A 26026-nucleotide genomic window follows, 5' to 3' on the forward strand; every position below is an offset into this window, starting at 1 on the left:
GCAGCACGAATACACCTCGTGAACCGAAAGATTCGATATGAACGCGGTGGGCGTGACGCCACACTCGCGCAAGATCCCCGACAGATCATGTGGACGAGATCGGCGACCACGGGTCGCCGAAGCAAACGGACGATGCGTCCGTCGCGGGTGCCTAGCTGATGATCGTTCCTCCAACGCCTGTGTCAGTTACGTCACATGGTGCCTGTCCATGCAAGGCCGACAGTAGGCGCTCATTTAATAAAAGGGAACTTATTCCGGTAAAAAAACCGGTCGATTGTCCAGTCGGACTGAGTGAGGACTCATGACCAGGGCATGAGTGTGGGCTCCAACACATCGAACACCGATATGTGAGCCACCACACCTTCAGACCCGGACACTATGAGCCGAAACGTTGCATCTGCGTTGCATCTGCGCCGATGCGCCGATCCAGTACTCGGATCTTGGCTTCTATCTGCGCATACAGTGGCGAATCACGATCGACCGTCGAGCGGTAGGCGGCCCACGCCGCAGCGTCGTCGCGTCCCTCCGGGCCCGACGTCCACCGACGCAGCACACCGGCGTCGGGGGCGGCGAGGACGGCGGTTCGCAACCGAACCCGGAGCTCATCGCGGATGTCGCAGATGCCGGGAGCCGAGGAGCGCGGCAGTACCGGGCCCGCGTACAAGCGCAATGCGGATTCGATATCACCGGAGTCGAGGGCGGCCCGCAGGGCCTCCACATCGGTTGCGACATGCACGCGCAGACGGTAAGGACGCGAACCGACAACCGAGGCGCCGATCACCGAACGCAGCCGCGACATCGCCGCGCGGATCGTGCCGTTGTCCAGATCGGTGTCGTCGAGCAGCAGCGCCAGGTGGTCGGCGCCGAGGCCTTCGGGATGCTCGGTGAGCAAGAGCAGGATCTCGGCATGACGTTGCGAGAGCGGCACCCGCTCCCCCGCGATACTCAGCTGAGGCTGACCCAGGCCCAGCACGTCGAGACCGAGGTTGGCCTGTTCGGTGTCGTCGCGATTGGCCGCCGCCGGCGCCGCGATGCCGTGGCTCGCGCGCATCGCCCGCAGCACCAGGTCCATTTCGGCGGCGGTCGCGGCGGCTTTGACCAGAGCGAGGATTTCCGGCTTGGCCACCCGCATCCCGCCGGCAATCATCAGAACGCCGATCAGACGGCCGTCCGGCTCGTGCACGGGGGCCGCGGCGCCGGTGATCTGATGCATGCGATGCAGGAAATGTTCGGGTCCGTGGATCCAGGTGGCGCGGCCGGTGCGCACCACGAGGCCGACGGCGTTGGTGCCGATCCGGCGTTCGCTGAGATCGTCGCCTTCGCGCACGCCGATCTCGGCGGCGGCGGCGACCTGCTCGGGATGACCGTGCACCGAGAGCACGCGACCGAACTGGTCGGCCACCGTCACGATCAATCCGGCGTGCGACGCGTCCTGGACCAGCAGTTTGTCGATCAGCGGCATGAGCGCGGCGATGGGATGGGCATCGCGATACCGCTCGAGATCGGCGCCGCGCAGCCCGCGACCGTCGATGACGTCCGTCGGATCGACACCACCGCGCACACTGCGCAGCCATGATTCGAGAACGAGCGGACGTAGAAGACCGGCCAGCTGGGTAAGCTGTTCACCACCGGCACTGAGATATCCATGGGCCTGTGCGGCATAGGCTTCCAGAGCACCGAGCTGTGCGCCCGACTCCGATGCCTGCCGTGGGGGCCGCCCACCTGCAAGATTGCTGACCATTTGCCTTTCTTTCCCGCTACAAACTGTACCGGGCAGTTATCGAGCAAAATGCCAGAAGTCTGGGTTTGTCCCGCAGGTCACATCGTGGTATCAACCGTCACTTCGTCACATGACCATGTGGTCGGCTATGGCTGCGGCGAGCATCACTGTCGTGGCCTGTGGACCACGGCGCAGCGGGACCGGGACCACCGACAGATCGGCGACCGTCAGGGCGTCGATTCCGTGGACGCGGCCCTGATCGTCGACCACCGCGCGCTCGTCGCGCTCGGGGCCCATGCGACAGGTACCGGACAGGTGTTGCGAGGTCCCGAGGTTGGCGTACAGCCAGGCGTCGTCGATGCGACCGATCGGTCGACCGAGCAGATCCGCGGTGAGCGCTACGCCGTCGCGCAGGCGGGCGCGGTCTGTTTCGCCGCGGAGGTAGCGCTGGTCCACGTGGGCGGGAACAGTGGGATCGGTCGAGACGAGCGTCAGCTCGCCGGTCGACTCGGGATGCATCAGAGCGACTCCCACGCGACGCAGACCCGGCGTGTACATCTGGGTGTACGGACGTAGTTCGAGGTCGTCGATCTCGAGGACGTATTCGAGCGGGACCGCGGGCTCGTCGGGCTCGTCGTCGGGGAATTCGACGCCGATCTCGGGGTGATCGGTGCACCACGCGCCGACCGGAGCGGGCAGCACGATCGGCACACCGAGCGAGCGCAGCAGTGGTTCGGGGCCGATCCCGGATCTGATCAGCAGTGCGGCCGACTCCACCGCACCCGCGCACAACACCGTCTGATCGGCATAGGTCCGCCCATGTTCACGACCGCGCGCCCACTCCACACCGATCACCTTCGTGCCGCGGAGGAGTAGCCGGGTCACCATGGTGTCGCTGGTAACCAGCAGGTTCGGTCGCTGCATCGCTGGATAGAGATGGGTCACGGCCGGCCCCGCTCGACGACCCCGCGACACCGCCAACGGCACCCGACCGAATCCATCGGTGTGGTTCGCACCCAGCCGCGTGAAGATTCTCGTCGGGTCGACATCGGGCACTCCGGGAGAGCCGAGAATCGGAGGCCGTTCCTGCCGTATGCCACCCCGGCTCTCGGTCGGCGCGGGTCGTGGCTGTGCATACCCCGTCGGTGTGTTGAGGTCGAGGATTTCGGGGAATCCCGCTGCCACGCACCGTTGCGCGAACTCGGTGCTGAACTCGGTGGGGTTGTCGGTTCGCGAGATCGGGATCGGGCCGCCGACGCCGTGGCCCGGGGCCGTGCCGAAATCCATGTCGTGTTCGAGGTCGCAGAACACCGGAAGGACAGATTCGAACGACCAACGCGGGCCTGCCACCGCACTCCATGCCGCGAAGTCGGCGGCGGGTGGGCGGATGAAGTAGCTGCCGTTGATCGCACCTGATCCACCGATGAGCTTGCCGCGCACCAGGTTTCCCCGGTACCGCCAGAGCACCTGGGATTCGGGGCCGACCGGCAGGTGAGCCGGGTCGAGCAGTTCCCGAGTCGTCCGGCAGGCCGGGCCGGCTTCCAACACTCGCACCGAGCGCGCCGGATCCGCACTGAGCCGGGCCGCGAGTACACACCCCGCCGACCCGGCTCCGACGATGAGAGTGCTCGTCACGCAGGCGTATTCAGCGGGGCGGCACGCTCGGCTTGAGCGCCTCGAAACTGCGCGCCCGGATGACGCCGAGCCACAGGCCCGTGCCGTAGGCCACGTCGTCGAGACGCTTGTAGGCCACATAGCGCAGCGGGTCGAGGCCGCCGGAGTCGCGGTGGGTGAACCAGTCGGCCAGCCCGTCGGCGAGCGCCATGGTGATGGCGATCCTGCGGATCCGGCTCGACGCGATGACGGCGAGCAGGGTCACCGGCCAATAATCGCGACACATCGCCGAAGCCAGTCGCCACATGCCGGCGAAGTAGCCGCGCGCCAGGTAGACCGCGGCGATCCTGGTCGGGTTGTCGAGTTCGGTGAAGACCCGGCGCAGACGAACAAGGGCCGTGGCGAGGGTGACGAGACCGCCGAGCAGACCCCACTTCGACAGCGTCGCGAACAGCAGACTCGCCAGCACGGTCCAGGTCGGCACCGACAGCGGCGAGACCAGGCCGGAGTGCCGTTTGCCGAGCGGTGCGGCGCCGGTGCCGTAGAACAGCTTTCGCCCGAACCAGGCGCGGAAGGCGACACGGTGATCGTGGGCGACGTGCGCGGCGGGCTCGTAGCGCAACCGCCAGCCGGCGCGTTCGAGCCGCCAGCACAGGTCGACATCCTCTGCCACCTGCATCGATTCGTCGAACCCGCCCTCACCGAGCAGCGCCGCGCGCCGTGCCAGCAGCGCCGCGCTCGGCACATACGACACGATGCCGCGCGCGTGCACCGCCGACTCGCGGCGGCCGAGATCGAGTGAGGAGCGGGTGTGTTCGTAGCGGGCGAGCGCGTTCGATTCGGAGTCCAAGGCGACGATGCGCGGCGCGACGAGCGCGACCTGCGGATCGCTGAAATGTCCGAGCATGACTTCCAGCCAGCCGCTGCGAGGCACCACGTCGGAGTCGAGGAACGCCACGAAGCCCGTTGTCGCCGCCTGCAATCCGGCATTTCGGGCAGCCGCGGGGCCGAGCGGACTCTCGTGCCGCAGCACCGTCACCTGACCACGGCCCGATCGCGGCGGGATGCGGACCGGTTCGTCGGAGCCGTCGTCGACGACGATCACGTTGTGCCCGCGCAACACCGCCAGCAGACGTAACAGTCCGTCGGCGTTGTTGTAGAGCGGGATGACGACGGTGACGTCGTCGAGTGACGGTTCGAGCCGCGGACGCGGGTTGGCCACGCCGGAATCGAGCAGTCGGCGGGCGACGATCGCGGACTTGGTGTCGGTCACCTCCAGGTATCCGTCGCCGATCAACTCGGCGGCCTCCGGGGCCAAGCGCAGCATCCGTGCGGGCGATCCTCCGATCAGGATCCGACCCCCGGAAAATGCGCGTACCCGTGGATCGATCCGTACCCCGAAGCCGTCGGGCAGACGATCATGGCGCATTCCTCGCATGCTATGCGCAGTTGGGCTCTCAGACATCATCACCCCACAAAAAAGGAGGAAAGTCTGCCTGAAATGCCGCCCTGACCGGTTGCCGGACGTGTCAACAAGATCGGCAGCGCATTTCCGGCAACCGGACTGGACTAGCCGAGCGGACTCTCGTTGCACGCCTTGGCAGGTGGGCGCTTCACGGTCAGCGGCAGCGACACCCTGGCACGGCTGCGAACCGGGCGCGAGTGGTCGACAGCAGGGCGCGGAATGGTGCGACCCGGCGCTGTCAATGCCGCTTCACCGTAGCCCTGCACGCATTCCGGATCGGGTCCGTTGGCGGGCAGGCCGGTGAAGAACTTCGCCGCCATGCAGCCACCACGGCAGGAGTCGTAGTGCGAGCACTTCGTGCACGCGCCGCCGTCGACCGGTTCGCGCAGTTCGGCGAAGAGCGTCGAATCGGTCCAGACCGACTCGAAACCACCGTCGGCGACGATGTTTCCGGCCTTGAAGCGGTCGTGGATGGCGAAGGGGCAGGCATAGACGTCGCCGACCGGGTCGACCAGGCAGACCACACGACCCGCGCCACACATGTTCAAACCCGGTAGGGCCGAGCCGAATGCGGACAGGTGGAAGAACGAGTCGCCGGTGAGCACGCCCTCGCCGTTGCGGACGAGCCAGTCGTAGAGCTCGCGTTGCTGCTCGGGCAGTGGGTGCAGTTCGTCCCACACGTCGGCGCCGCGACCCGAAGGACGCAGCCGAGTGAGTCGCAAGGTGGCGCCGTACTTGTCGGCGATGGCCTTGAACTCGTCGAGCTGGGAGATGTTGTGACGGGTGGCCACGACCGAGAGCTTCGCGTCCTTGAAACCCGCCGCGGCCAGGTTCGACAGCGCCTTGATCGCGGTGTCGTAGGAGCCGGGGCCGCGCACGGCATCGTTGACCGCGGCGTCGGCGCCGTCGAGGGAGATCTGCACGTCGACGTAGTCGCTGGCCGCCAGGCGCGCGGCGACCTCTTCGTTGATGCGAACGCCGTTGGTGGAGAACTTGACCCCCACATTGTGCGCGGTGGCGTAGTCGACCAGTTCCCAGAAGTCCGGGCGCACGGTCGGTTCACCGCCGCCGATGTTGACGTAGAAGATCTGCATGCGCTCGAACTCGTCGATCAGCGCCTTGCACTGCTCGGTGCTCAGTTCGTTCGGGTCGCGGCGGCCCGACGAGGACAGACAGTGCACGCACGACAGGTTGCAGGCGTAGGTGAGTTCCCAGGTGAGGCAGATCGGTGCGCCCAGGCCCGATTCGAAGCGGTCGATCAGCCTGCCGCCCTGGGGCGCGTTACCCGGGGGCAAGGCTTTCGGTGCGGCGGTGACCGGGCCGGGCGATGCCACGATCATGTCGGTGTCGGCGAGCTGCCCGAGCGCGGCCAGGTGCGCGTCGGAGGCGTCGATGCCCTTGGCGCGCAGTGCCTCGCGCACCGAAGAGTGCGCGGGCAGCGACCGGACCACGTCGACGAGATCGCGGCTCTTGAGGAAGGAGAGCTTGCGGGTCCCGAAGTGGTACAGCAGCGCGCCGAAGGACTCCGGGCGCAACGAGACCCGCGGGTGCAGCGTCCAACGGGTGTCGAGATCGAGCATGGTCAGTACACGCCGCACATGCCGTCGATGCTGACCTCTTCGATCAGCGTCTCGGTGACCAGGTCCTCGTCGGATTCGACGGTCGCAGGCGTGGTGTTCTCAGGCATGACTACCTCCATTGTGTTGCCGGTCACCTCGGACCTTAACGTCAGTGACTGCCATAAAGGGCGGAATCGGAAAATCTTTCTCTGAGCACACCCCGCCCCCATCACCTGCGAACCCCTCTAGACTTCCGGGGGCAGGATGGGAAAAGGGCTGATGGCCCGGTGGCAACAGAGGTGAGGCAGAGGCTTGCGTAACCATGGTGGGGCGGGCGCTAGTTCGACACTGTCCGAGGCCGAGATCGTCGACGCGGCACTGAAGGTGGTGCGTGAGGACGGGGTCGAAAAGCTTTCGATGCGGCGACTCTCGCGCGAGCTCGGGGTGTCGCCGATGGCGCCGTACTACTACGTGGCCGACAAGCGCGAGTTGCTCGACCTCGTCGCCAGCGCCGCACTGCTCGGAGTGCGCAAGCCGCCGCGCGAGTCCGGTCCGTGGCAGCAGCGCCTGCGCGATCTGATCGATCAGATAGACGATAAACTCCGCACGCATCCCGGCCTCGGCGACATCTTGCTCGAGCAGATGCTCGGCAAGCAGCTCGACCTGATCGAAGCGGTGATGGAGATCCTGTTCGACGCGGGCTTCAGCGACCGCAACGTGCTGGCCGCCTACGCGACCATCCACACCTACCTGTTCGGCCGCAGCAGAGTGAACCCGCGCGATCGTTCCGCGCCGGCGGACGTGCTGCTGCCCGAGGCGGTGGCCCGAGCCACGAAGTACATGCCCGACCTGCGCGGCAAGTACTCCTACGACTTCGGGATGGAGGTGCTGGTCGCCGGACTCGAGGCACAGCTTGCCCTGCAGGCGCGTCCCGGCCTAGCATGAAACTGAAACACGTTCTAGTTTTGCCCGAGAGGACGACATGACCACAGTCGAGGTTCCGCACGGCTCGCGCTCGGTGGTGCTGCGGGTAGCAGCGGTGATCGCCGAAACGGCCGATACCCACTCCGTGGTCTTCGAGGTGCCCGCCGAACTGCGCGAGCGCTTCGCCTACACCCCCGGCCAGTTCCTGACGCTGCGCATCCCGAGCGATCGGACCGGATCGGTCGCCCGCTGCTATTCGCTGGCCAGCTCGCCGTTCACCGATGATCAGCCGAAGGTGACGGTCAAACGCACCGAGGGCGGATACGGCTCGAATTGGCTCTGCGACAACCTCGCCGTCGGCGACGAGATCGAGGTGCTGCCGCCCTCCGGTGTGTTCACGCCGAAGGATCTCGACGAGAACCTGCTGCTGTTCGGCGCGGGTAGCGGGATCACGCCGGTGATGTCGATTCTGAAGTCGGCGCTGTCGCAGGGTTCGGGCAAGGTCGTGCTGGTGTACGCCAATCGCGACGCGAATTCGGTGATCTTCGCCGACGAACTGCGTGATCTCGTCGGCAAGCATCCCCAGCGACTCACCGTCATCCACTGGCTCGAGCCGCTGCTCGGCCTGCCGACCGCCGACATGCTGGCCACCCTGGTCTCGCCCTACACCGGCTATGAGGCGTTCATGTGCGGGCCGAAGCCGTTCATGGACCTGGTGCACGACGCGTTGGCCTCACTCGAGGTGCCACGCAACCGGACCCATGCCGAGGTGTTCAACTCCCTCGCGGGCGATCCCTTCGCCGCCCACGCACCCGCCGAGGTCTCCGAGGCCGAGGCCGCCGACGCGGCGACGGTCGAGGTGGAACTCGACGGCGAGGTGCACGAGATGTCGTGGCCGCGCAAGCAGACGCTGGTCGACATCATGCTCGACAAGGGCCTCGACGTGCCCTACTCCTGCCAGGAGGGCGAGTGTGGGTCGTGTGCCTGCACCGTGCTGGAAGGCAAGGTGGAGATGGCCAATTCGGAGATCCTGGATCCCGAGGACATCGAGAACGGGTACATCCTCGGCTGCCAGGCGCGGCCGGTGACCGATCGGTTGCGGATCCAGTTCTAACGCAGGGCGCGGTAGGCGGCGCGTTGCTCGGGCTCGAGGTGTTCGGTCGCGTAACTCAGCGCGGTGCGACCCAACTCGGGTGCGTTCTCGTCGAGAAAATCGGTGAGCGCGGCCCGGTCGACGCGTTTGCCTACTTCGCGCAGCATCCAGCCGAGCGCCTTCTGGATCAGGTCTCGGCGGTCCGACCGGAGAATCTCGGCGAGTTCCAGGGTGGTCCTCGGGTCACCCGCCTTGATGAAGGCGAAGGTGGACAGCAGCGCTACGCGACGCTCCCAGAGTGAATCCTGGTCGGCCAGCTCGAAAAGCAGCGCTCGGTCTTTGTCGAGCAGCCACGGGCCGATGATGTTCTCGGCGGAGGCGTCGACCAGGTCCCAGTTGTTGACTCGCCCCCGCCGGACGGCTGCCAGGTAGAGGTCGACCATCTCCTCGCGGGCCTTGTCGTCGCGGACGCGCGGTTTCGATGCCTCGGCGAAGCGGGCGTTGAGGATGAGCAGGGCGGCCAGACGTTCCTCGTGGAGGGGGCTGTCGAGGAGCTCGTCGATCTGTGAAAGGGGAAGTGTGGCGAACTGTTTCGCCACCTTTCTGGTGACGGGAACTCGGATGCCGAGGAAGATGTCGCCCTCGCCGTATTCGCCGGGGCCGGTTTTGAAGAAGCGTTGCAGATGATGCGCGTCGGTGGGGTTCGCCAGGTCGGCGAGGGCCTTGCGCACCTGTGCAGCGGTGGGGAGCTCGGACACACGCACCTCCGGGTCGGGGATTCCCTCCGCATTCAACACTGGTGCGGTGACATGTTCGCGCAGGCTGTCCGCCGATCACGCAGGAAGCGCACCGAGCAGTCGACCCGACTCGAATGTCGCCGCACCGGAAGGCAATTCGCCCGGTCGCCCGCTCGTGCGAACGGTGACCGTGCCGGTGCCGGTGGTGGGGCGACCGAGTTCGTCCATCTTGCGGACAGTTTGGGCGGCGACGGCCTGAGCACTGTCGAACAGGCGCACACCGTCGGGCAGTGCGGCGACGATGGCGTCGATGACCAGCGGATAGTGGGTACAACCGAGGACCACGCCCTCGACATCGGCCGGGGTGCGGGCGGCGGAGTCGGCGATCGACTCGCGGATGGCCTCGACGTCGCCGCGGTCGATCGCGTCGGCCAGTCCGTGGCAGGCGACCCCGACCACCTTCGCGTCACCACCGAACCGGGCGATCAGATCGGCTTGGTAGCGGCTGGCCGTGGTCGCCGCCGTCGCCCACACCGCCACCGAATTACATTGCGCGGCAGCGGGTTTGATAGCGGGAACGGTGCCGATCACCGGCACCGAGTCCCCCACCTCGGCCCGCACATGGTCCAACGCGGTGACGCTGGCGGTATTGCACGGCAGCACGATCACCTCGGCCCCCGACTCGACCGCCTGGCGCGCCGCGCCGACGACCCGCTCGACCACCCACTGCTCGGGCTTGGGCCCCCACGGCGCGCCGTCGGGGTCGAGCAACAGCAGCAGGTCGACATCGGGCCGCAGTTTGCGCAACCACGAAGCCGTAGGCAGGAGGCCGAGGCCGGAATCGATGAGCGCGACGATCACCGCTACACCGTATTACAGCGGCGAGATCGGCCGATCTCGACCGTGTGCGCGTCGCCGTGGCGCCCGTGTCGAGACGTCGGGGTGTCCCTCAGCCCGCTGCGGCGAGAAGGTCGGCCACCGGGGTGGGAGTGGCCAGCTTCGCGCGCAGTTTCATCACCTGGCCGGTCAGGCCCGCACCGAGGACGGCGGTGAGGATGCCGTCGCGGGAGTAGTAGGCGAGGAACTTACGGCCGTCGTCGCTGACGATGGTGAGGTCGTCGTCGGGCGATGGGGTGCCGAGGGCCTGGATCTTGACGTCGTACTGATCGCTCCAGAAGTACGGGACGCGGGCCATGGTGGGGGGTGCACCCCCGAGGAGGGCGGTGACCAGCAGTTTTGCCTGTTCGCCCGCGCTGGTCCAGTGCTCCACGCGCTTGCGGACGCCGGTGTCGTGCTGCCAGGCGGCGACGTCGCCGACCGCCCAGACCGCGTCGGCGGAGGTGCGGCCGACCTCGTCGGCGAGCACGCCACCGCCCGCGGACCGGTCGGCCAGCTCGATGCCGGAGTCGGCCAGCCAGTCGGTGACGGGCACCGAACCCACACCGACCACGACCAGGTCGGCGTCGATTTCGGTGCCATCGGTGCAGACGGCGCCGGACACCCGGCCGGTGTCGTCGGCACGCAGGGTGTCGACGCCGGTGCCGCAGCGCAGGTCCACGCCTTCGTCGAGGTGCATGCGCGCCACCAGGCCGCCGATCTGCTCGCCGAGGATCGACGCGAGCGGAGTGGGCTGCGGTTCGACGAGAGTGACCTCGACACCGGCGGCGCGGAAGCTGGCGGCGAGTTCACAGCCGATGAAGCCGGCGCCGATGATCAGCGCGCGGGTGGCGCCGTCGAGTTCGGCACGCAGCGTTTCGGCGTCCTCGTGGGCGCGCAGCACGTGCACGCCGGCGACCTGGGGCAAGCCGGGGAGCCTGCGGGGGCGCAGACCGGTCGCGATGATCAGCTGGTCGTAGGCGATGGTGCTGCCGTCGGCCAGGGCGACGGTGCGCGCGGCGGTGTCGACGCCGGTGACGGCGGTACCGAGGCGCAGCTCGATGTTCTTGTCCGCGAAGAACTCCGGCGGGCGAAGGGTGGTGTCATCGGTCTCGCCGCGCACGAACTGCTTCGACAGCGGCGGACGGTCGTACGGCGGGCGCGTCTCGTCACCGAGCAGCAGCACACCGCCCTCGTACCCGGCCCGACGCAGTTCCTCGGCCGTTCGCAGGCCTGCCAGACCCGCTCCGACGATCACGATGGGCGCGCTCATGTTGTGTCCTCTCGGCATGCGCGGTCACCGACCGCACCCATGCCATGTTCTGCTGTGTCGCGGACCACTACGGCCCCCAGATGTTTGTACCAGTGCACCGCGCCACCTGTGACACCCACGTCGCAACCCAACCGTGGCGGTTCCGATATCGACCGGGCGGTCAATCAGGAGTAGACCGAGGTCAGAGGTATTTTCGTCTCAACGAGGAGGCATTTCCCATGTTCACCAACAGTCGCGCACAGGATTTTCTCGCCGTCGTGCTCGGCGCATTCACCGCATTGTCGCCCCTGTGGCTCGACACCAACGACAATGCCCGCTGGACTCTCATCGTGCTCGGCGTCCTCATCGCCGCGACCGGTCTGATCCAGATGGCCAGGGACGATCTGTCCGTCGCGGACTACGCGATGGGCGTGTTCGGCGTGCTGCTGTTCATCTCGCCGTGGGCCATGGACTTCACCGCCTTCGGCGGCGCATCCTGGACCGCATGGGTGGTCGGAGTGGTGACGGCGGTGGTGGCGGTCGCCGCGCTGCCCGCGATGAACCAGCGCCTGCACAACATGGCTCCGCATCACTGATGCCGGGCCGACGAGTCGGGCGCCGCAACGCGAAACGCGATGGCGACGCCCGGCAACTCATCCTGGATGCCGCCGAAACCCTGTTCGCCACACAGGGATTCGATGCCACACCGACCGCGGCCGTCGCCGCGGCCGCCGATGTGCCGAAAGGACTGGTCTTCTACTACTTCCCCACCAAGAACGCGATCCTGTCCGCGCTCATGCGCGAACGCGTCCCGGCACACCCGATCGACGACCTCGCCGCCGTGGTGCGCCCCGGCGATCCGGCCGCCAGCCTCGTCAACCTCGACACCGCGATCAACCTGCGCGACCACCATTCCTCGGTCCTGCGCGTGATCATGTGGCGCGAGGCCGACACCCATCCCGACGTCCGCCGCACCCTGCGCGTGCTGCGCGACCAGCTCCTCGACGTCACCGCCCGGGTATTGCAAGCCAGCGCCCCGGTCCCGGTTCGGCCCGGCACCCTGCACGCGTGCGCCGCCGCCTGGGTATCGGCCATGTTCGCGATCGCCAGCACCGACCGCCTCCACGCCCTCGACGGTCTACCCGTTCCCACGGCCGACGACCTGGTGAATGTCGCCCAGGTGGTCGCCGCGGGCATGACCCAACTCGGCTGATCCCGCCGCGATCGGTCGACTCGCCCGCGAACCGCCACCGAGGACGCGGACGGCCGCCAGCCCGAGGACGACGTGCAGGGCGGCCGCCACAGCGGCGACGACGTGCAGTCCGCTGACGAAGGCGCTGCGCGCGTCGTCCAGCACCGCGGGGGTGAGGGCCGACAGGCGCAGGGTTTCGCCGAGGGTGGGGGCGAGATCGGGGCCCTGGAGACGGAAGAGGACCGCGGCCAGGGAGCCGAACAGGGCGATACCGAGCGCGTTGCCGAGTTCGTTGCCGGTTTCGGCCAGCGCAGCCGCTGCCCCTGCCCGCTCGACCGGGACCGCGGCGACGGCGATGTCGGCGACCACACTGAACGAGATGCCGTAGCCGACGCCTGCCACCACGGTCGCGGCGATGTACCAGCCCGCTCCGCCGCCGGAACCGGTCGCCAACAGCAGTAACAGGCCGACCGCGATCGTGAAGTGGGCGGTGATCAGGGCTGCCGAGTATCCGACGCGGGCGACCACGGCCGGGGTGAAGACGGCGGCCACGGTGAGCACGAGGGCGCCGGGGACCGCGAGCAGCGCGGCGTCGGCGATCGACATCCCGAGGACAGATTGCAGGTAGGTCGCGGCCAGGTAAGCGGTCGCCGACCAGGCCGCCAGGGGCAGGAACCCGGTGATGATCGCGATGGCGAAGACCCGGTTGCGGAACAAGGTGAAGTCGACGAGCGGGTTGTCGAGGTGCCCCTGCCTGCGGCCGAAAGATCCGAGCAGGGCCACACCGGCCAGTCCGACCAGCACCGTCGAGGTCGAGACACCGTGGGCAGCCACGTGTTTCACCGCGAACATGGTGAGCAAGAGCCCGGTCGCCGAGGTGAGCACGCTCGCCGCATCGATACGGCCGCGCCCGGTCGCGCGCACCTCACCGAGCAGGACCGGCGCCAGCACCAGGAACACCAGCACCACGGGCACATTGATCAGCAGCACCGATCCCCACCAGAACCGCGTCAGCAACTGACCGGCGACGATCGGGCCGATCGCGAAACCCGCGGCGAAGGTGGCGGCGAAGATGCCGATGGCCTGTGCGCGGCGGCGCGGGTCGGTGAACAGGGTGCCGAGCACGGCGAGCGCCGACGGCAACAGCGTCGCGCCTGCCACGCCCATCAGGACCCGGAAGGCGATCAACAGTTCGGGACTCGTGGCCAAGGCCGCCCCCACCGAGCCGAGGCCGAACATCGCGGCGCCGATCATCAACAGGCGCTTGCGGCCGTAGCGGTCGCCGATGGTGCCGAACGCGATCAGCAGTGAGCCGACCGCGAAGCCGTAGCTGTCGAGGATCCACAGGGCTTCGTCGGCGGAAGGTGAGAGCGCGTCGGTGATGGCGGGCATCGCCAGGAACAGCACCGAGCCGTCCATCGCGACGAGCAGGACGGGACCGAGTACCACCAGCAGGCCCAGCCAGGACCGCACATCGGTGTCATGGGTTCGATTCATGTCACTCACCCTGCGAGCGCGTGCGGCTGACAACCAGACCCCTGACGTGGGTACACCCAGCCGGGATAGGCACGACCGCGCCCGGGTGCCTACGATCGGAACGATGGAGTTGGAAAGCCTCGGAACGTTCCTCAAGTCCCGCCGCGACCGAACCACCCCCGAACGGATCGGCCTACGAACCTTCGGCGTCACCCGCCGCGTGCCCGGCCTGCGCCGCGAGGAACTCGCTCAGCTCGCCGGGGTCAGTGCCGGGTACTACACCCGACTCGAACAGGACCAGGCGGGAACCGTCTCCGCGCAGGTCATCGATGCCATCGCCCGGGTGCTCCAGCTCGACCCCGCCGAAACGGCCCACCTGCACAATCTCGCAGGCCAACCGGCCGTCCCGCACCTGGTCAGAGACGAACCCGAGCAACCTCACCCTCGGGTGCTCGCGCTGCTCACCTCGCTCGGTGACACCATGCCCGCCATCGTCCTCGGGCGCCGTGGCGATGTGCTCGCCTGGAATCGCGCCGGGCACGCGCTCGTCGGCGAGCACCTCGATGTCACCGCCCCCGACGACCCCGCGCGACGGCCGTCGATTCCGCGGCAGTTCTTCCTCGATCCGCTCGCCAGGGACCTGTACCGAAACTGGGACGAACTCGCCCGCATCCACGTCGGCTACCTGCGGCTGACCGCGGGACGCCATCCCACCGACGCGCGCCTGGCCGAACTGATCGGCGAACTCGCCATGCGCAGTACGACTTTCGCGACGCTGTGGGCCGCGGCGGAGGTCGCCGACTGCACCGTGGGGCCGATGGATCTGCGACATCCGACGGTCGGGCGCGTCGATGTCGACTATCAGGTGTGGTTGCAGCCCGACAGTCCCGACCACCGGCTCGAGATCTACACCGCGCGCGACGAGAGTTCGGCCGACGCGCTGCGCCTGCTGACTGCCGGGTCCGCCGGCGAACCCCAGCTTCCGGCGATGGTCGACTCCGAGACGTCGGACGGCACCCCCACTTAGGCACCGACGACGAACCGGTGACGCCGCCCTCGCGACGTCACCGGTGTCGATCAACTGCCCGCGATGATCGACGCCGCCGCGCCCGGTGGGACCGGGGCGTAGGAGTCGAACACCATGGAGTAGTTCGCTCGGCCACGGGTTTTCGAGCGTAGGTCCCCGATGTAGCCGAACATCTCCTGGAGCGGGGTCAGCGCGCGGATGATATGCGCGCCGCCCCGTTCCGTGAGCTCGGTGACCCGGCCACGGCGGGCGTTGAGGTCACCGATCACCTCACCGACATACTCCTCCGGAGTCACGACCTCGACGGCCATCACCGGTTCGAGCAGTACCGGCTTCGCCCTCGCGACCGCGGCGCGCACTGCGGCCGCGCCCGCGAGACGGAATGCCGGCTCCGACGAATCCTGCACGTGAGCGGCGCCGTCGAGCAGCGTCACCTTCACGTTCACCAGGGGGAAGCCGGCGAGTGTGCCGACGCGCAGCGCGTCCTGCGCGCCCGCGTCGACCGCGGGGATGTACTCCCGCGGCACCCGCCCGCCGGTGACCCGGCTCTCGAATTCGTAGATCGCGTCGTCATCGGCCACGTGTGGTTCCAGCGCGATCACCACCTTGGCGAACTGTCCGTGCCCACCCTGTTGCTTGCGGTGGGTGTACTCGAACAGATCGACCGCGGCGGTGATGGTTTCGCGGTAGGCCACGCGGGGGGCGCCGATGTCGGCGTCGACCCGGAACTCCCGCTTCATCCGGTCGACCAGGATCTCCAGGTGCAGTTCGCCCATGCCGCCGATGACCGTCTGGCCGGTTTCGGCGTCGACGTGCACGGTGAACGTCGGGTCCTCGTCGGCCAGGCGAGCCAGGGCGGTGCCCAGCTTGTCCTGGTCGGCGCGGGTCCTCGGTTCGATCGAGACGGCGAGTACCGGGTCGGGGAACGTCATCGACTCCAGCACGACGGGGGCTTCCCGATCGCACAGGGTGTCGCCGGTTCCCGTCGCCTTCAGACCGATCACGGCACAGATCTGACCGGCCCGCACCCGCTCGACGGCGATCTCGGTGCTCGAATGCATCTGGAACAGTTTGCCGAGGCGCTCCTTTCGCCCGTTGGTCGAATTCAGCACGGTCGCACCGGGTTCGGCGGTACCGGAGTACACCCGCAGGTACACGAGCTTGCCGAAGAACGGGTGCAGTGCGACCTTGAACGCCAGGGCCGCGAACGGCTCGGCGACATCGGGCGCGCGGTGGATGCGCTCACCCTCCGGCGAGAATCCGTGCACAGCGACAACATCCAGCGGCGACGGCAGGTAGTCGACGACGGCGTCCAACAGCGGTTGCACACCGATGTTCGCCAGCGCCGAACCACACAGGACCGGGTAGGCCTGTGCGTCGATCGTCATCCGCCGGATGGCGGCTTTCATGAGATCGACGGTGATCGGCCGGCCGGCCAGGTAGCGCTCGAGCACTTCCTCATCGGCTTCGGCGACCGCCGCCTCCAGCGCGTCACGATGCTGGAAGGCTCTGGTGCGCAAGTCTTCCGGGATCTCGATCGTCTCGAAGTGGGTGCCGCGATCGGTGTCGCCACGCCACACCTTCGCGGTCATCTCGACCAGATCGATGATGCCGTCGAACGCGCGCTCCGCGCCGATCGGCAGCTGGATCACCAACGGACGCACGCCCAGCCGCTCCGCGATGGTCCGCACGGTGAACGCGAAATCGGCCCCGAGCTTGTCCATCTTGTTCACGAAGCAGATCCGTGGAACGCCGTACTTGTCGGCTTGGCGCCACACCTGCTCGGACTGCGGTTCCACGCCCTCCTTGGCGTCGAACACCGCGATCGCACCGTCGAGTACCCGCAGCGAACGCTCCACCTCGACGGTGAAGTCGACGTGGCCAGGGGTGTCGAGGATGGTGATCTGGTGCTCGTTCCACCAGCAGGTGGTCGCCGCCGTCGCGATCGTGATGCCGTGCTCGCGCTCCTGGACCATGCGATCCATCACCGCGGTCCCGTCGTGCACCTCGCCGAGAGTCCGGGTGACGCCGGTGTAGAACAGCACCCGCTCGGTGGTCGTGGTCTTACCCGCGTCGATGTGGGCGGCGATGCCGATATTGCGTATTCGGGCGAGATCGAATCTGGTCATGAGAATCCCCCAGGCTGGTTCGGTCGATGAATCGACGCTCGCCGGTTGTGCGCTCCTGGGACGGCATGGGCGTCGGATCACGCGGCGCCGCACCGGCGCCGAAGGACCCGATGCGAGCTAGAACCGCGACTGCGGACGTGCTGTAACCATGCGACAAGTTCTACGCGCCCGATCGCGCGCTGTCGACGGGATTTCCGCCGCCCGGGCATAAACAGGCGAGCACGACGGTTCGTCACAACGAACAACCCCGCGACCCCTAGGAGCCGACCGATGCCCGAAACGCCACTCGACCTGCACGCTCTCATCGCCGACTCCCGTCTCGGCATCCTGGCCACCATCAAGTCCGACGGCCGCCCCCAGCTCTCCCCTGTCACCCCGTACTACGACCGCGCGGCGGGCATCATCTACGTCTCGATGACCGAGGGCCGCGCCAAAACGATCAATCTTCGACGCGATCCCCGGGCCGCCCTCGAGGTCACCAGCGCCGACGGGTGGTCGTGGGCCACCGCCGAGGGCACCGCGACATTGACCGGTCCCGGAACCGATCCGAACGGACCGGAAGTCGAGGCACTGGTCGACTACTACCGCGCCGCCGCGGGCGAGCACCCCGACTGGAACGAGTACCGCGAAGTCATGGTCTCGGACCGGCGCGTCCTCATGGCGTTGTCCGTCGAACACGTCTACGGGGCCAAGATTCGCTGAGTCATTCTGTCGCCGAAAGGAATTCGGTGACATCCGGAGCGAACCGGGCGTGTTTGATCGTACCCAGATGGCTTGTCGCGGGGTAGACGATCAAGCGGGAATCGGGAATGCCGTCGGCGGTGTAGCGGAACGAGGATTGGTCGTAGAACTCGTCGCGTTCGCCTGCGACGACCAGGGTGGGGGTCGTGATGTCGGCCAGGCGGTCGGTGAGGTCGAAGGCGTCTTCGGCACGCACGAAGGCGAGGGTGTCGGCGGGGTTCTTCGGGCGAAGCAGTGGGTCCGCCAGCCAGGCCGCGGCGCCGATGAGGCGGGCCTTCAGCGGCGATTCGATGCCCTGGGTCACCATGTGGTGCAGGGACCGTTTGCCCGCGGCGGCGGCCTCCGCGTATTTCATCTGCGATACGCGCGCGGACCGGTCGAGACGGTAGGCGGAGGAAGCGATCACCAATCGGCGCACGGCCGAGGGATGGTCGGCGGCGAGTTGCAGGGCTACCGAGCCACCCGAGGAAATGCCGAGAACGTCTACCGGAGAGCTGAATTCGGCATGTAGGGCTTCCGCGTGCGCCCGCGCGATATCGGCCATCGAGGTACCCGCCGCCATCCCCGGCGCGCGATTGACCGCGTACACCCGAAAATTCCTGGCCAACGGCGCCATCGTCTTGATCTCGCTGGACCGCAGCCAGCCACTCGGATTGGCGTGGTCGGGCATGAACCACCGCAGGAACACCAACGGACGCCCCGACCCGAACGCGAGATAGGGCATCCCGTGTTCGAGCACCCCTTCGCTGACATCCAGTTCCCGCTCGAGTGCCCTACCCACACCGTCTCCGATCTCTCGAATGCGTTAGCGCCTCAACGCTACCGAGCACCACCGACAACCACGATGACCTGCGAGGTCGTCCACCGTCGGTAGGCTGGCGGTTCGTCGACCACAGGAGAATCCGATGGGACAAGAACCGCTGTTGCGCCGCGGTGTCGGCGCATTCAACGCCGGCGTGATCGCCCTGACCAATGCCCCCGTCATCGGCAAACTACTGGGCAAAGCCTTCGCCCAGATCACCTATACCGGCCGCCGCTCCGGCCGCACGTTCAGCACCCCCGTCAACTACCGCCGCTCCGGCGACGAATACCTCATCGGCGTAGCGATGCCGGACAAGAAAACCTGGTGGCGCAATTTCCTGGACGAGGGGTCCCCCGTCACCCTGCGCATCGACGGCCTCGACCACCCGGGCCACGCCACAGCCCGCCGGGACGACCGCGGCCGAGTGACCGTCCGAGTCCGACCGGAGTAGTGGATGCGTCCGTGTCGGTGAACCGGACGATCCCCCCGGAAACGCCGAACGGCGCCGCTCCCGCAGGAGCGACGCCGTTCAGGTTGTGCAGTGGGTCTTACAGACTCACTTGATGATCTTCGTGACGCGACCGGCACCGACGGTGCGGCCACCTTCGCGGATCGCGAAGCGCAGGCCTTCGTCCATGGCGACCGGCTGGATCAGCTTGACCAGCATCTCGGTGTTGTCGCCGGGCATGACCATCTCGGTGCCCTCGGGGAGGGTAACGACGCCGGTCACGTCCGTGGTACGGAAGTAGAACTGCGGGCGGTAGTTGTTGAAGAACGGGGTGTGGCGGCCGCCCTCGTCCTTCGACAGGATGTACGCCTGGCCCTCGAACTCCGTGTGGGGAGTCGTGGTGCCCGGCTTGACGACAACCTGGCCACGCTCGACATCTTCGCGCTTGATGCCACGAACCAGCAGGCCGACGTTGTCGCCCGCCTGGCCCTGGTCGAGCAGCTTGCGGAACATCTCGATGCCGGTGACGGTGGTCTTGGTCGACTTCTCCTTGATGCCGACGATTTCCACCTCCTCGTTCACGTTGACGATGCCGCGCTCGACACGACCGGTGACGACGGTGCCACGACCGGTGATCGTGAAGACGTCCTCAACGGGCATCAGGAACGGGAGCTCGGTCTCGCGGACCGGGTCCGGGATCGAGTCGTCGACGGCCTGCATGAGCTCGACGATGGCCTCGGCCCACTTCTCGTCGCCCTCGAGGGCCTTCAGGCCGGAGACGCGCACGACCGGCGCGTCCTCGTCGAATTCCTGCGAGGCCAGCAGTTCGCGGACCTCCATCTCGACGAGCTCGAGGATTTCCTCGTCATCGACCATGTCCGACTTGTTCAGCGCGACCAGGATGTAAGGCACGCCGACCTGACGGGCGAGCAGCACGTGCTCGCGAGTCTGCGGCATCGGGCCATCGGTGGCCGCGACCACCAGGATGGCGCCGTCCATCTGCGCCGCACCGGTGATCATGTTCTTGATGTAGTCCGCGTGACCCGGGGCGTCGACGTGCGCGTAGTGGCGCTTCTCGGTCTGGTACTCGACGTGGGAGATGTTGATCGTGATACCACGAGCCTTCTCCTCCGGCGCCTTGTCGATCTGATCGAACGCAAACGCGTCGTTCAGGGTCGGGAACTTGTCAGCCAGCACCTTGGTGATCGCTGCAGTCAGCGTGGTCTTGCCGTGGTCGACGTGACCGATGGTGCCGATGTTGACGTGCGGCTTCGTCCGCTCGAACTTCGCCTTCGCCACTTTTGGGTCCTCCTGGACTTGTTGGTGCGTGCATTTGCAGCAGTGCGTGTGTCATCCCCGCTGGAGGCGGGGATCGGGGGTATTACTTGACGCCCGGCACTTGCGGTCCAGTGTGCCACTGGACCGCAAGAGGGTTTTATTCGCCGGTCGCCTTGGCGATGATCTCCTTGGACACATTGGCCGGAACCTCTGCGTACTGGGCGAACACCATGGAGTAGTTCGCGCGACCCTGGGTCTTGGACCGCAGGTCACCGATGTAACCGAACATCTCCGAGAGCGGAACCAGCGCCTTGACGACACGGGCACCACTGCGTTCCTCCATGGCCTGAATCTGGCCACGGCGGGAGTTGAGGTCGCCGATCACGTCGCCCATGTATTCCTCGGGCGTGATGACCTCGACCGCCATGAGCGGCTCGAGGATCACCGGACCGGCCTTACGGGCCGCTTCCTTGAGGGCCTGCGAACCCGCGATCTTGAACGCCATTTCCGAGGAGTCGACGTCGTGGTACGCGCCGTCGAGCAGGCTGACCTTCAGGTTCACCAGCGGGTAGCCGGCGAGCACGCCGTACTGCATGGCATCCTGGGCGCCCGCGTCGACCGACGGGATGTACTCACGGGGCACGCGACCGCCGGAGACCTTGTTCTCGAACTCGTAGGTCGCGCCGTCTTCGCCGACGAACGGCTCGAGGGCGATGATGACCTTCGCGAACTGGCCGGAGCCACCCGTCTGCTTCTTGTGGGTGAACTCGTGCTTTTCGACCTTCTTGGTGATGGTCTCGCGGTAGGCCACCTGCGGCTTGCCGACGTTGGCCTCGACCTTGAACTCGCGACGCATACGGTCGACGAGGATGTCGAGGTGGAGCTCGCCCATGCCGCCGATGACGGTCTGGCCGGTCTCCTGGTCGAGCTTGACCGAGAACGTCGGGTCTTCGCGCGCCAGCTTCTGGATCGCGGTGCCGAGCTTCTCCTGGTCGGACTTGGTCTTGGGCTCGATCGAGACCTCGATGACCGGATCCGGGAAGGTCATCGACTCAAGGACGACCTGGTTCTGCGCGTCGGACAGGGTGTCACCGGTGGTGGTGTCCTTCAGGCCGATGACCGCGTAGATGTGGCCTGCCGACGCCGTGGCGACCGGCATCTCCTTGTTGGAGTGCATCTGGAACAGCTTGCCCAGACGCTCCTTCTTGCCCTTGGTCGAGTTCACGACCTGGGCGCCGGAGGCGACCTGACCCGAGTACACGCGCACGTAGGTGAGCTCACCGAAGAACGGGTGCACCGCGATCTTGAACGCCAGCGCCGCGAACGGCTCGTCGACGTTGGGCTTGCGGGTGATCAGCTCGTCTTCTTTGTTGGGCACGTGGCCGGTGGTGGCCTCGACGTCCAGCGGGGAAGGGAGGTAATCGATGACCGCGTCGAGCATGGGCTGAACGCCCTTGTTCTTGAACGCGGAACCACAAAGCACCGGGTACAGCTCGGAGTTGACCGTCATCTTGCGGATGGCGCCCTTGATCTCCTCGATGGTGAGATCCTCGCCACCGAAGAACTTCTCGAGCAGTGCCTCGTCGGACTCGGCGACGGTCTCGAGCAGTTCCTGACGGTACTGCTCGGCCTTCTCCTTGAGGTCGGCCGGGATCTCGACGACTTCGTACTCTTCGCCGAGCTTGGTCTCGCCCTTCCAGACCTTGGCATTGTTCTCGACCAGGTCGACGATGCCCTCGAAGTCGTTCTCAGCGCCGATCGGCAGCTGGATCACGAGCGGACGAGCGCCGAGACGGTCCTTGATGGTCTGCACGGTGAAGTAGAAGTCCGCACCGAGCTTGTCCATCTTGTTCACGAAGCAGATACGCGGCACGTCGTACTTGTCGGCCTGACGCCACACCTGCTCGGACTGGGGCTCGACACCCTCTTTGCCGTCGAACACCGCGACCGCGCCGTCGAGGACGCGCAGCGAACGCTCCACCTCGACGGTGAAGTCGACGTGCCCGGGGGTGTCGATGATGTTGATCTGGTTGTCTTTCCAGAAGCAAGTGGTAGCCGCGGAGGTGATGGTGATACCACGCTCCTGCTCCTGCTCCATCCAGTCCATCGTGGCCGCGCCATCGTGAACTTCACCGATCTTGTACGTGATACCGGTGTAGAACAGGATGCGTTCGGTCGTGGTGGTCTTGCCCGCATCGATGTGGGCCATGATGCCGATGTTGCGGACCTTGTTCAGGTCGGTGAGCACGTCCTGTGCCACGAAATTCTCCCTTTTAAGTGACGGGCCGGGCAATCACCAGCGGTAGTGCGCGAAGGCCCGGTTCGACTCGGCCATCTTGTGGGTGTCCTCGCGACGCTTCACGGCGGCACCGAGGCCGTTGCTGGCATCGAGGAGCTCGTTGGCGAGACGCTCGACCATGGTCTTCTCGCGACGGGCGCGGGAGTAGCTGACCAGCCAGCGCAGCGCGAGGGTGTTGGCGCGGCCCGGACGGACCTCGACCGGCACCTGGTAGGTGGCGCCACCGACACGACGGGGCTTCACCTCGAGGGCGGGCTTGACGTTGTCCAGCGCGCGCTTGAGGGTGACGACCGGGTCGGTGCCGGTCTTCTCACGCGCCTGCTCGAGTGCGCCGTAGACGATGCGCTCGGCGGTGGACTTTTTGCCGTCCATGAGGATCTTGTTGACCAGCTGAGTGACCAGCGGGGACCCGTAGACCGGGTCGTTGATCAGCGGACGCTTGGGTGCGGGGCCCTTGCGTGGCATATCAGCTCTTCTCCTTCTTGGCGCCGTAGCGGCTGCGCGCCTGCTTGCGGTTCTTCACGCCCTGGGTGTCGAGCGAGCCACGGATGATCTTGTAACGGACACCGGGAAGGTCCTTCACACGACCGCCGCGGACGAGCACCATCGAGTGCTCCTGCAGGTTGTGGCCTTCACCGGGGATGTACGCCGTGACCTCGATCGCGCTGGTCAGGCGAACACGCGCGACCTTACGGAGCGCGGAGTTCGGCTTCTTGGGGGTGGTGGTGTACACGCGAGTGCACACGCCACGACGCTGCGGGCTCCCCTTCAGGGCCGCAGTCTTGGTCTTGGTGACCTTGTCGCGGCGACCCTTGCGGACCAGCTGGTTGATGGTTGGCATAGACCGGCTTTCCTTATTGGTAATTCGCTTGGTGTGCAGTGTCTTGCAGTTCATCGAGCTTTCACTCGCACGTCAGACCACGTTTCCGTTAACCCGTGGTCGGGCGTGTCGCGGTGGCGCTCAGTGCCCTTTTCAAGGCACGCTGGAACGTATCGGCCGCTTTCGCTGGCCTACGTTCACACACGAACTTGCCCGTAGCAATCCGGGCACAGGGATCTACGATACCCGCGTGCCCGATTGGGGGTCAAAGCGGGGGGCCGCGTCAAGCCTTCTACCGGGCGAGATCCAAGGTGAGCTCGACCAATTTCTGGGCCCCCGCGCACGGATCGGGGTGAGCCGAGCCGGGCCGGTAGTTGATCCACCAGCCGACGACGCCGACATCGGCGGCCGGTGCGGTGACGCCGCAGGAGTCGTTGTCGCCCGGTCGACGCACCTGCAGCGCCCTGCGGCCCTGCACGGTGATGTCGCCGGAGAGGTAGCCCAACTTGTCGTTGGTGGCCTTCTCGTTGTTCAGCGTACCCATCTCGTACCAGTTGAGGCTGGCCATGGCTCCCCCGCCAGGTGCGTCCTCGATGTCCCACATGCAGACTGCGCCGCTGAAGGAGGCGCTCACGTATTTCGCGTTGCCGACGATCTCGCCGATCTTGTCCGCGGCCACCACCTCGCACTCGCGCAGCAGCTTGTCGAAGTCGGTGTTGATCGACTCACCACCGCCACCCTTGCCCAGGGGCTGGGCGCTGCCCTCGATCTTCTGGCCGCAGCCCGCCAGCGCGAGGGTGAGCAGCAACGCCGCGGCGGCGACCTTGCCCGCGCTCACCGCAGCCGTCCCACGGTCAGCTCGGCCAGTTTCCTGGTCCGGTCGCACGGGTTGCCACCGGTGGCGAACAGGCCGGTGGACATCGACCACTCGAAGAAGTCGTCGTCGAGTTGCACGGCGAGGTCACAGACGGTGCCCTCCGGCGCGAGCGCCATGAAGCCCGAATGCCCGCCCACGTCGATGGTCTCCGGTGCACGGCCTACGTTGGACACCCACGCCTTCTCACGTTCGATCGGACTGCCTCGGTAGGAAGCGAAAGTGACGCTGGGCGAAGACAATCCGGCCGACTGCCAGTTGCAGCCGGTCGCGTTCTTGTAGACCCTCGCGATCTGACCCAAGCCCGCGAGAGTGCGCACTTCGTCGTCGGTGACGTGACCGCACTCACCGACGAAGGGCCCCAGTGAGGCGACCTTCGGTGGTGGTCGGTTGGGCCCTGCCGGCGTATCGGAGTCGCCCCCCGATCCGCACGACGTCAGCATGACGACCAAGGTCATGCCGGTGATGATCGCCGAGGGGATCCGCATGGCCGCAACTGTAGTAGGTCCGCGGGCCCGGTCACAGGTTGCCGCGAGCCTCCTGTTCTCGTTCGATGGCCTGAAACAGGGCCTTGAAGTTGCCCTTTCCGAAACCGAGTGAGCCGTGTCGCTCGATGAGTTCGAAGAAGACGGTGGGGCGATCGGTGAGGGGACGGGTGAAGATCTGCAGGAGGTAGCCGTCCTCGTCGCGGTCGACCAGGATGCCCCGGCGCTGGAGTTCGTCGACCGGTACGCGCACGGCCCCGATGCGGGCGCGCAATTCCGGGTCCTCGTAATAGGCGTCGGGGGTGGCGAGGAACTCGACGCCCTCGGCGCGCAGGGCATCGACGGTGTCGAGGATGTCTCCGGTGGCCAGCGCGATGTGTTGGACGCCGGGGCCGCGATAGAACTCGAGGTACTCGTCGATCTGAGAACGCTTGCGGCCCAAAGCCGGTTCGTTGAGGGGGAACTTCACGCGGTGGTTGCCGTTGGCGACGACCTTGCTCATCAGCGCCGAGTACTCGGTGGCGATGTCGTCGCCGACGAATTCGGCCATGTTCGTGAATCCCATGACGCCGCGGTAGAAGTCGACCCAGCGATCCATCATGCCCAGCTCGACATTGCCCACCACATGGTCGATCGCCTGGAACACGCGCTTGCCCGGCGCGCGGGTGGAGGTGCGGGCGATATAGCCCGGGAGATAGGGGCCGACGTAGCCGGAGCGGTCGACGAGGGTGTGTCTGGTGTCGCCGTAGGTGGCCAGCGCGCCGGAGCGGACGGTGCCGAATTCGTCGGTCTCGTCGTGGGGTTCGGTAAGGATCGTCGCGCCGTGTTCGCGGGCCCTGGCGATGCAGCGATCCACATCGGCGACCTCGAGTGCGATGTCGACGATGCCGTCACCGTGGCGGTCGTGGTGGGCGACGAGGGGGCTGTCGGGGTCGACCGCGCCGGTGATCACGAACCGCGCTCCCCCACTGCGCAGCACGAACGACTTGTGGTCGCGATTGCCGGTCTCCGGGCCCGAGTACGCCTCCAGTCGCATGCCGAACGCGGACTGCAGGAAGTGGGCGCTCTGGGTCGCGTTGCCGACCACCCAGACGAGGGAGTCCCACCCGATCACCGGAAACGGATCGACACTGTCGTCGTGCTCGATCAGCCCGACGAGCTGCTGCTCAATGGTCATGACCTAGGAAATCGCGTCACGCCGCAGGTGGGCAACTA

General features: G+C 66.8%; 25 protein-coding genes. 7 read left to right on the top strand and 18 right to left on the bottom strand.

The annotated features are described in order from the left end of the window. Positions 1 to 376 precede the first annotated feature (376 nt). The 5 genes from QX204_RS28855 to mftA form a co-directional block, all read right to left on the bottom strand. A complete protein-coding gene (locus tag QX204_RS28855) occupies positions 377 to 1741 on the bottom strand; it encodes a GAF domain-containing protein (RefSeq protein ID WP_301903656.1) in 1365 nt (454 codons plus the stop codon). 105 nt (positions 1742 to 1846) lie between these two features. Further along, positions 1847 to 3355: a GMC family oxidoreductase N-terminal domain-containing protein gene (locus QX204_RS28860; RefSeq protein WP_301903657.1), complete on the bottom strand. Its 1509-nt coding sequence runs from the start codon at positions 3353 to 3355 to the stop codon at positions 1847 to 1849. 10 nt (positions 3356 to 3365) lie between these two features. Continuing rightward, the gene (gene mftF / locus QX204_RS28865; protein ID WP_062987066.1) at positions 3366 to 4763 is read right to left on the bottom strand and encodes a mycofactocin biosynthesis glycosyltransferase MftF; all 1398 of its coding nucleotides are present in this window, start codon (positions 4761 to 4763) and stop codon (positions 3366 to 3368) included. Between the two features lie 140 nt (positions 4764 to 4903). Then, the gene (gene mftC, locus QX204_RS28870) at positions 4904 to 6379 is read right to left on the bottom strand and encodes a mycofactocin radical SAM maturase (protein WP_301908139.1); all 1476 of its coding nucleotides are present in this window, start codon (positions 6377 to 6379) and stop codon (positions 4904 to 4906) included. 2 nt (positions 6380 to 6381) lie between these two features. Next, the gene (mftA, locus tag QX204_RS28875; protein ID WP_101468422.1) at positions 6382 to 6486 is read right to left on the bottom strand and encodes a mycofactocin precursor MftA; all 105 of its coding nucleotides are present in this window, start codon (positions 6484 to 6486) and stop codon (positions 6382 to 6384) included. A 184-nt stretch (positions 6487 to 6670) separates the two neighbouring features. Between mftA and mftR2 the strand changes: the two genes are divergently transcribed. Then, positions 6671 to 7303, top strand: coding sequence for a mycofactocin system transcriptional regulator MftR2 (gene mftR2, locus QX204_RS28880; protein WP_301903658.1), 633 nt, complete (start codon positions 6671 to 6673; stop codon positions 7301 to 7303). A 37-nt stretch (positions 7304 to 7340) separates the two neighbouring features. Next, the gene (locus QX204_RS28885) at positions 7341 to 8396 is read left to right on the top strand and encodes a ferredoxin--NADP reductase (protein WP_301903659.1); all 1056 of its coding nucleotides are present in this window, start codon (positions 7341 to 7343) and stop codon (positions 8394 to 8396) included. On the opposite strand, the gene QX204_RS28890 is transcribed toward QX204_RS28885, so the two are convergent. The 3 genes from QX204_RS28890 to QX204_RS28900 form a co-directional block, all read right to left on the bottom strand. Then, complete coding sequence (locus QX204_RS28890; RefSeq protein ID WP_301903660.1) at positions 8393 to 9133, bottom strand: DNA alkylation repair protein; 741 nt, start codon at positions 9131 to 9133, stop codon at positions 8393 to 8395. The two genes, QX204_RS28885 and QX204_RS28890, sit on opposite strands and share 4 nt — an antisense overlap. A gap of 75 nt (positions 9134 to 9208) precedes the next feature. Continuing rightward, the gene (locus tag QX204_RS28895; protein ID WP_301903661.1) at positions 9209 to 9973 is read right to left on the bottom strand and encodes a glutamate racemase; all 765 of its coding nucleotides are present in this window, start codon (positions 9971 to 9973) and stop codon (positions 9209 to 9211) included. Between the two features lie 88 nt (positions 9974 to 10061). After that, a complete protein-coding gene (locus QX204_RS28900; RefSeq protein WP_301903662.1) occupies positions 10062 to 11261 on the bottom strand; it encodes an NAD(P)/FAD-dependent oxidoreductase in 1200 nt (399 codons plus the stop codon). Between the two features lie 218 nt (positions 11262 to 11479). Here QX204_RS28900 and QX204_RS28905 point away from each other — a divergent pair, with 218 nt between their 5' ends. Then, a complete protein-coding gene (locus QX204_RS28905) occupies positions 11480 to 11836 on the top strand; it encodes an SPW repeat domain-containing protein (protein ID WP_056814191.1) in 357 nt (118 codons plus the stop codon). Beyond that, the gene (locus QX204_RS28910; protein WP_301903663.1) at positions 11836 to 12453 is read left to right on the top strand and encodes a TetR/AcrR family transcriptional regulator; all 618 of its coding nucleotides are present in this window, start codon (positions 11836 to 11838) and stop codon (positions 12451 to 12453) included. Before QX204_RS28905 ends, QX204_RS28910 begins: the two co-directional genes overlap by 1 nt. Here QX204_RS28910 and QX204_RS28915 read toward each other — a convergent pair. Next, on the bottom strand, positions 12379 to 13929 hold the full coding sequence (locus QX204_RS28915; RefSeq protein ID WP_301903664.1) for an MFS transporter: 1551 nt from the start codon (positions 13927 to 13929) through the stop codon (positions 12379 to 12381). The genes QX204_RS28910 and QX204_RS28915 overlap by 75 nt on opposite strands. 103 nt (positions 13930 to 14032) lie before the next feature. Between QX204_RS28915 and QX204_RS28920 the strand changes: the two genes are divergently transcribed. Then, a complete protein-coding gene (locus QX204_RS28920) occupies positions 14033 to 14935 on the top strand; it encodes a helix-turn-helix transcriptional regulator (RefSeq protein ID WP_301903665.1) in 903 nt (300 codons plus the stop codon). Positions 14936 to 14985: 50 nt separating this feature from the next. Here QX204_RS28920 and fusA (QX204_RS28925) read toward each other — a convergent pair whose 3' ends face one another. Further along, complete coding sequence (gene fusA / locus QX204_RS28925; protein ID WP_301903666.1) at positions 14986 to 17064, bottom strand: elongation factor G; 2079 nt, start codon at positions 17062 to 17064, stop codon at positions 14986 to 14988. Between the two features lie 270 nt (positions 17065 to 17334). Here fusA (QX204_RS28925) and QX204_RS28930 point away from each other — a divergent pair, with 270 nt between their 5' ends. Continuing rightward, positions 17335 to 17766, top strand: a complete 432-nt coding sequence (locus tag QX204_RS28930; protein WP_301903667.1) for a PPOX class F420-dependent oxidoreductase — start codon at positions 17335 to 17337, stop codon at positions 17764 to 17766. Position 17767: 1 nt separating this feature from the next. On the opposite strand, the gene QX204_RS28935 is transcribed toward QX204_RS28930, so the two are convergent. After that, positions 17768 to 18586 carry an alpha/beta fold hydrolase gene (locus QX204_RS28935; RefSeq protein WP_301903668.1) on the bottom strand — a complete coding sequence of 273 codons (819 nt, stop codon included), beginning with the start codon at positions 18584 to 18586 and terminating at the stop codon, positions 17768 to 17770. A gap of 124 nt (positions 18587 to 18710) precedes the next feature. Between QX204_RS28935 and QX204_RS28940 the strand changes: the two genes are divergently transcribed. Then, positions 18711 to 19058 (top strand): nitroreductase/quinone reductase family protein, encoded by a 348-nt coding sequence (locus QX204_RS28940; RefSeq protein WP_301903669.1) that lies wholly within the window; start codon positions 18711 to 18713, stop codon positions 19056 to 19058. Between the two features lie 105 nt (positions 19059 to 19163). On the opposite strand, the gene tuf is transcribed toward QX204_RS28940, so the two are convergent. From tuf to hppD, 7 genes are all read right to left on the bottom strand, one after another. Further along, a complete protein-coding gene (tuf, locus tag QX204_RS28945; protein WP_056814209.1) occupies positions 19164 to 20354 on the bottom strand; it encodes an elongation factor Tu in 1191 nt (396 codons plus the stop codon). A 136-nt stretch (positions 20355 to 20490) separates the two neighbouring features. Then, positions 20491 to 22593, bottom strand: coding sequence for an elongation factor G (gene fusA / locus QX204_RS28950; RefSeq protein ID WP_301903670.1), 2103 nt, complete (start codon positions 22591 to 22593; stop codon positions 20491 to 20493). Positions 22594 to 22626: 33 nt separating this feature from the next. After that, positions 22627 to 23097 (bottom strand): 30S ribosomal protein S7, encoded by a 471-nt coding sequence (gene rpsG / locus QX204_RS28955; protein WP_056814216.1) that lies wholly within the window; start codon positions 23095 to 23097, stop codon positions 22627 to 22629. Between the two features lies 1 nt (position 23098). Further along, positions 23099 to 23473 (bottom strand): 30S ribosomal protein S12, encoded by a 375-nt coding sequence (gene rpsL / locus QX204_RS28960; RefSeq protein WP_056814220.1) that lies wholly within the window; start codon positions 23471 to 23473, stop codon positions 23099 to 23101. Between the two features lie 271 nt (positions 23474 to 23744). After that, positions 23745 to 24290: a DUF3558 domain-containing protein gene (locus tag QX204_RS28965; RefSeq protein WP_301903671.1), complete on the bottom strand. Its 546-nt coding sequence runs from the start codon at positions 24288 to 24290 to the stop codon at positions 23745 to 23747. Beyond that, positions 24287 to 24814, bottom strand: coding sequence for a DUF3558 domain-containing protein (locus tag QX204_RS28970; RefSeq protein ID WP_301903672.1), 528 nt, complete (start codon positions 24812 to 24814; stop codon positions 24287 to 24289). The genes QX204_RS28965 and QX204_RS28970 overlap by 4 nt, the downstream gene beginning before the upstream one ends. Positions 24815 to 24845: 31 nt before the next feature. Next, entirely contained in the window at positions 24846 to 25988 is a 1143-nt protein-coding gene (gene hppD / locus QX204_RS28975; RefSeq protein ID WP_301903673.1) for a 4-hydroxyphenylpyruvate dioxygenase, read from the bottom strand. Positions 25989 to 26026 lie beyond the last annotated feature (38 nt).

Origin of the sequence: Nocardia sp. PE-7 (assembly GCF_030486425.1) — a bacterium.
GTDB classification, from domain to species: Bacteria; Actinomycetota; Actinomycetes; order Mycobacteriales; family Mycobacteriaceae; genus Nocardia; species Nocardia salmonicida_A.

Coding starts and splice junctions, on each gene's coding strand:
- QX204_RS28910 (WP_301903663.1), top strand. CDS start 11,836: ATGCCGGGCCGACGAGTCGGGCGCCGCAACGCGAAACGCGATGGCGAC.
- QX204_RS28885 (WP_301903659.1), top strand. CDS start 7,341: ATGACCACAGTCGAGGTTCCGCACGGCTCGCGCTCGGTGGTGCTGCGG.
- QX204_RS28940 (WP_301903669.1), top strand. CDS start 18,711: ATGGGACAAGAACCGCTGTTGCGCCGCGGTGTCGGCGCATTCAACGCC.
- QX204_RS28900 (WP_301903662.1), bottom strand. CDS start 11,261: ATGAGCGCGCCCATCGTGATCGTCGGAGCGGGTCTGGCAGGCCTGCGA.
- mftA (WP_101468422.1), bottom strand. CDS start 6,486: ATGCCTGAGAACACCACGCCTGCGACCGTCGAATCCGACGAGGACCTG.
- rpsG (WP_056814216.1), bottom strand. CDS start 23,097: ATGCCACGCAAGGGCCCCGCACCCAAGCGTCCGCTGATCAACGACCCG.
- QX204_RS28970 (WP_301903672.1), bottom strand. CDS start 24,814: ATGCGGATCCCCTCGGCGATCATCACCGGCATGACCTTGGTCGTCATG.
- QX204_RS28915 (WP_301903664.1), bottom strand. CDS start 13,929: ATGAATCGAACCCATGACACCGATGTGCGGTCCTGGCTGGGCCTGCTG.
- QX204_RS28920 (WP_301903665.1), top strand. CDS start 14,033: ATGGAGTTGGAAAGCCTCGGAACGTTCCTCAAGTCCCGCCGCGACCGA.
- QX204_RS28930 (WP_301903667.1), top strand. CDS start 17,335: ATGCCCGAAACGCCACTCGACCTGCACGCTCTCATCGCCGACTCCCGT.
- QX204_RS28905 (WP_056814191.1), top strand. CDS start 11,480: ATGTTCACCAACAGTCGCGCACAGGATTTTCTCGCCGTCGTGCTCGGC.
- mftF (WP_062987066.1), bottom strand. CDS start 4,763: ATGCGCCATGATCGTCTGCCCGACGGCTTCGGGGTACGGATCGATCCA.
- hppD (WP_301903673.1), bottom strand. CDS start 25,988: ATGACCATTGAGCAGCAGCTCGTCGGGCTGATCGAGCACGACGACAGT.
- fusA (WP_301903666.1), bottom strand. CDS start 17,064: ATGACCAGATTCGATCTCGCCCGAATACGCAATATCGGCATCGCCGCC.
- mftC (WP_301908139.1), bottom strand. CDS start 6,379: ATGCTCGATCTCGACACCCGTTGGACGCTGCACCCGCGGGTCTCGTTG.
- QX204_RS28855 (WP_301903656.1), bottom strand. CDS start 1,741: ATGGTCAGCAATCTTGCAGGTGGGCGGCCCCCACGGCAGGCATCGGAG.
- rpsL (WP_056814220.1), bottom strand. CDS start 23,473: ATGCCAACCATCAACCAGCTGGTCCGCAAGGGTCGCCGCGACAAGGTC.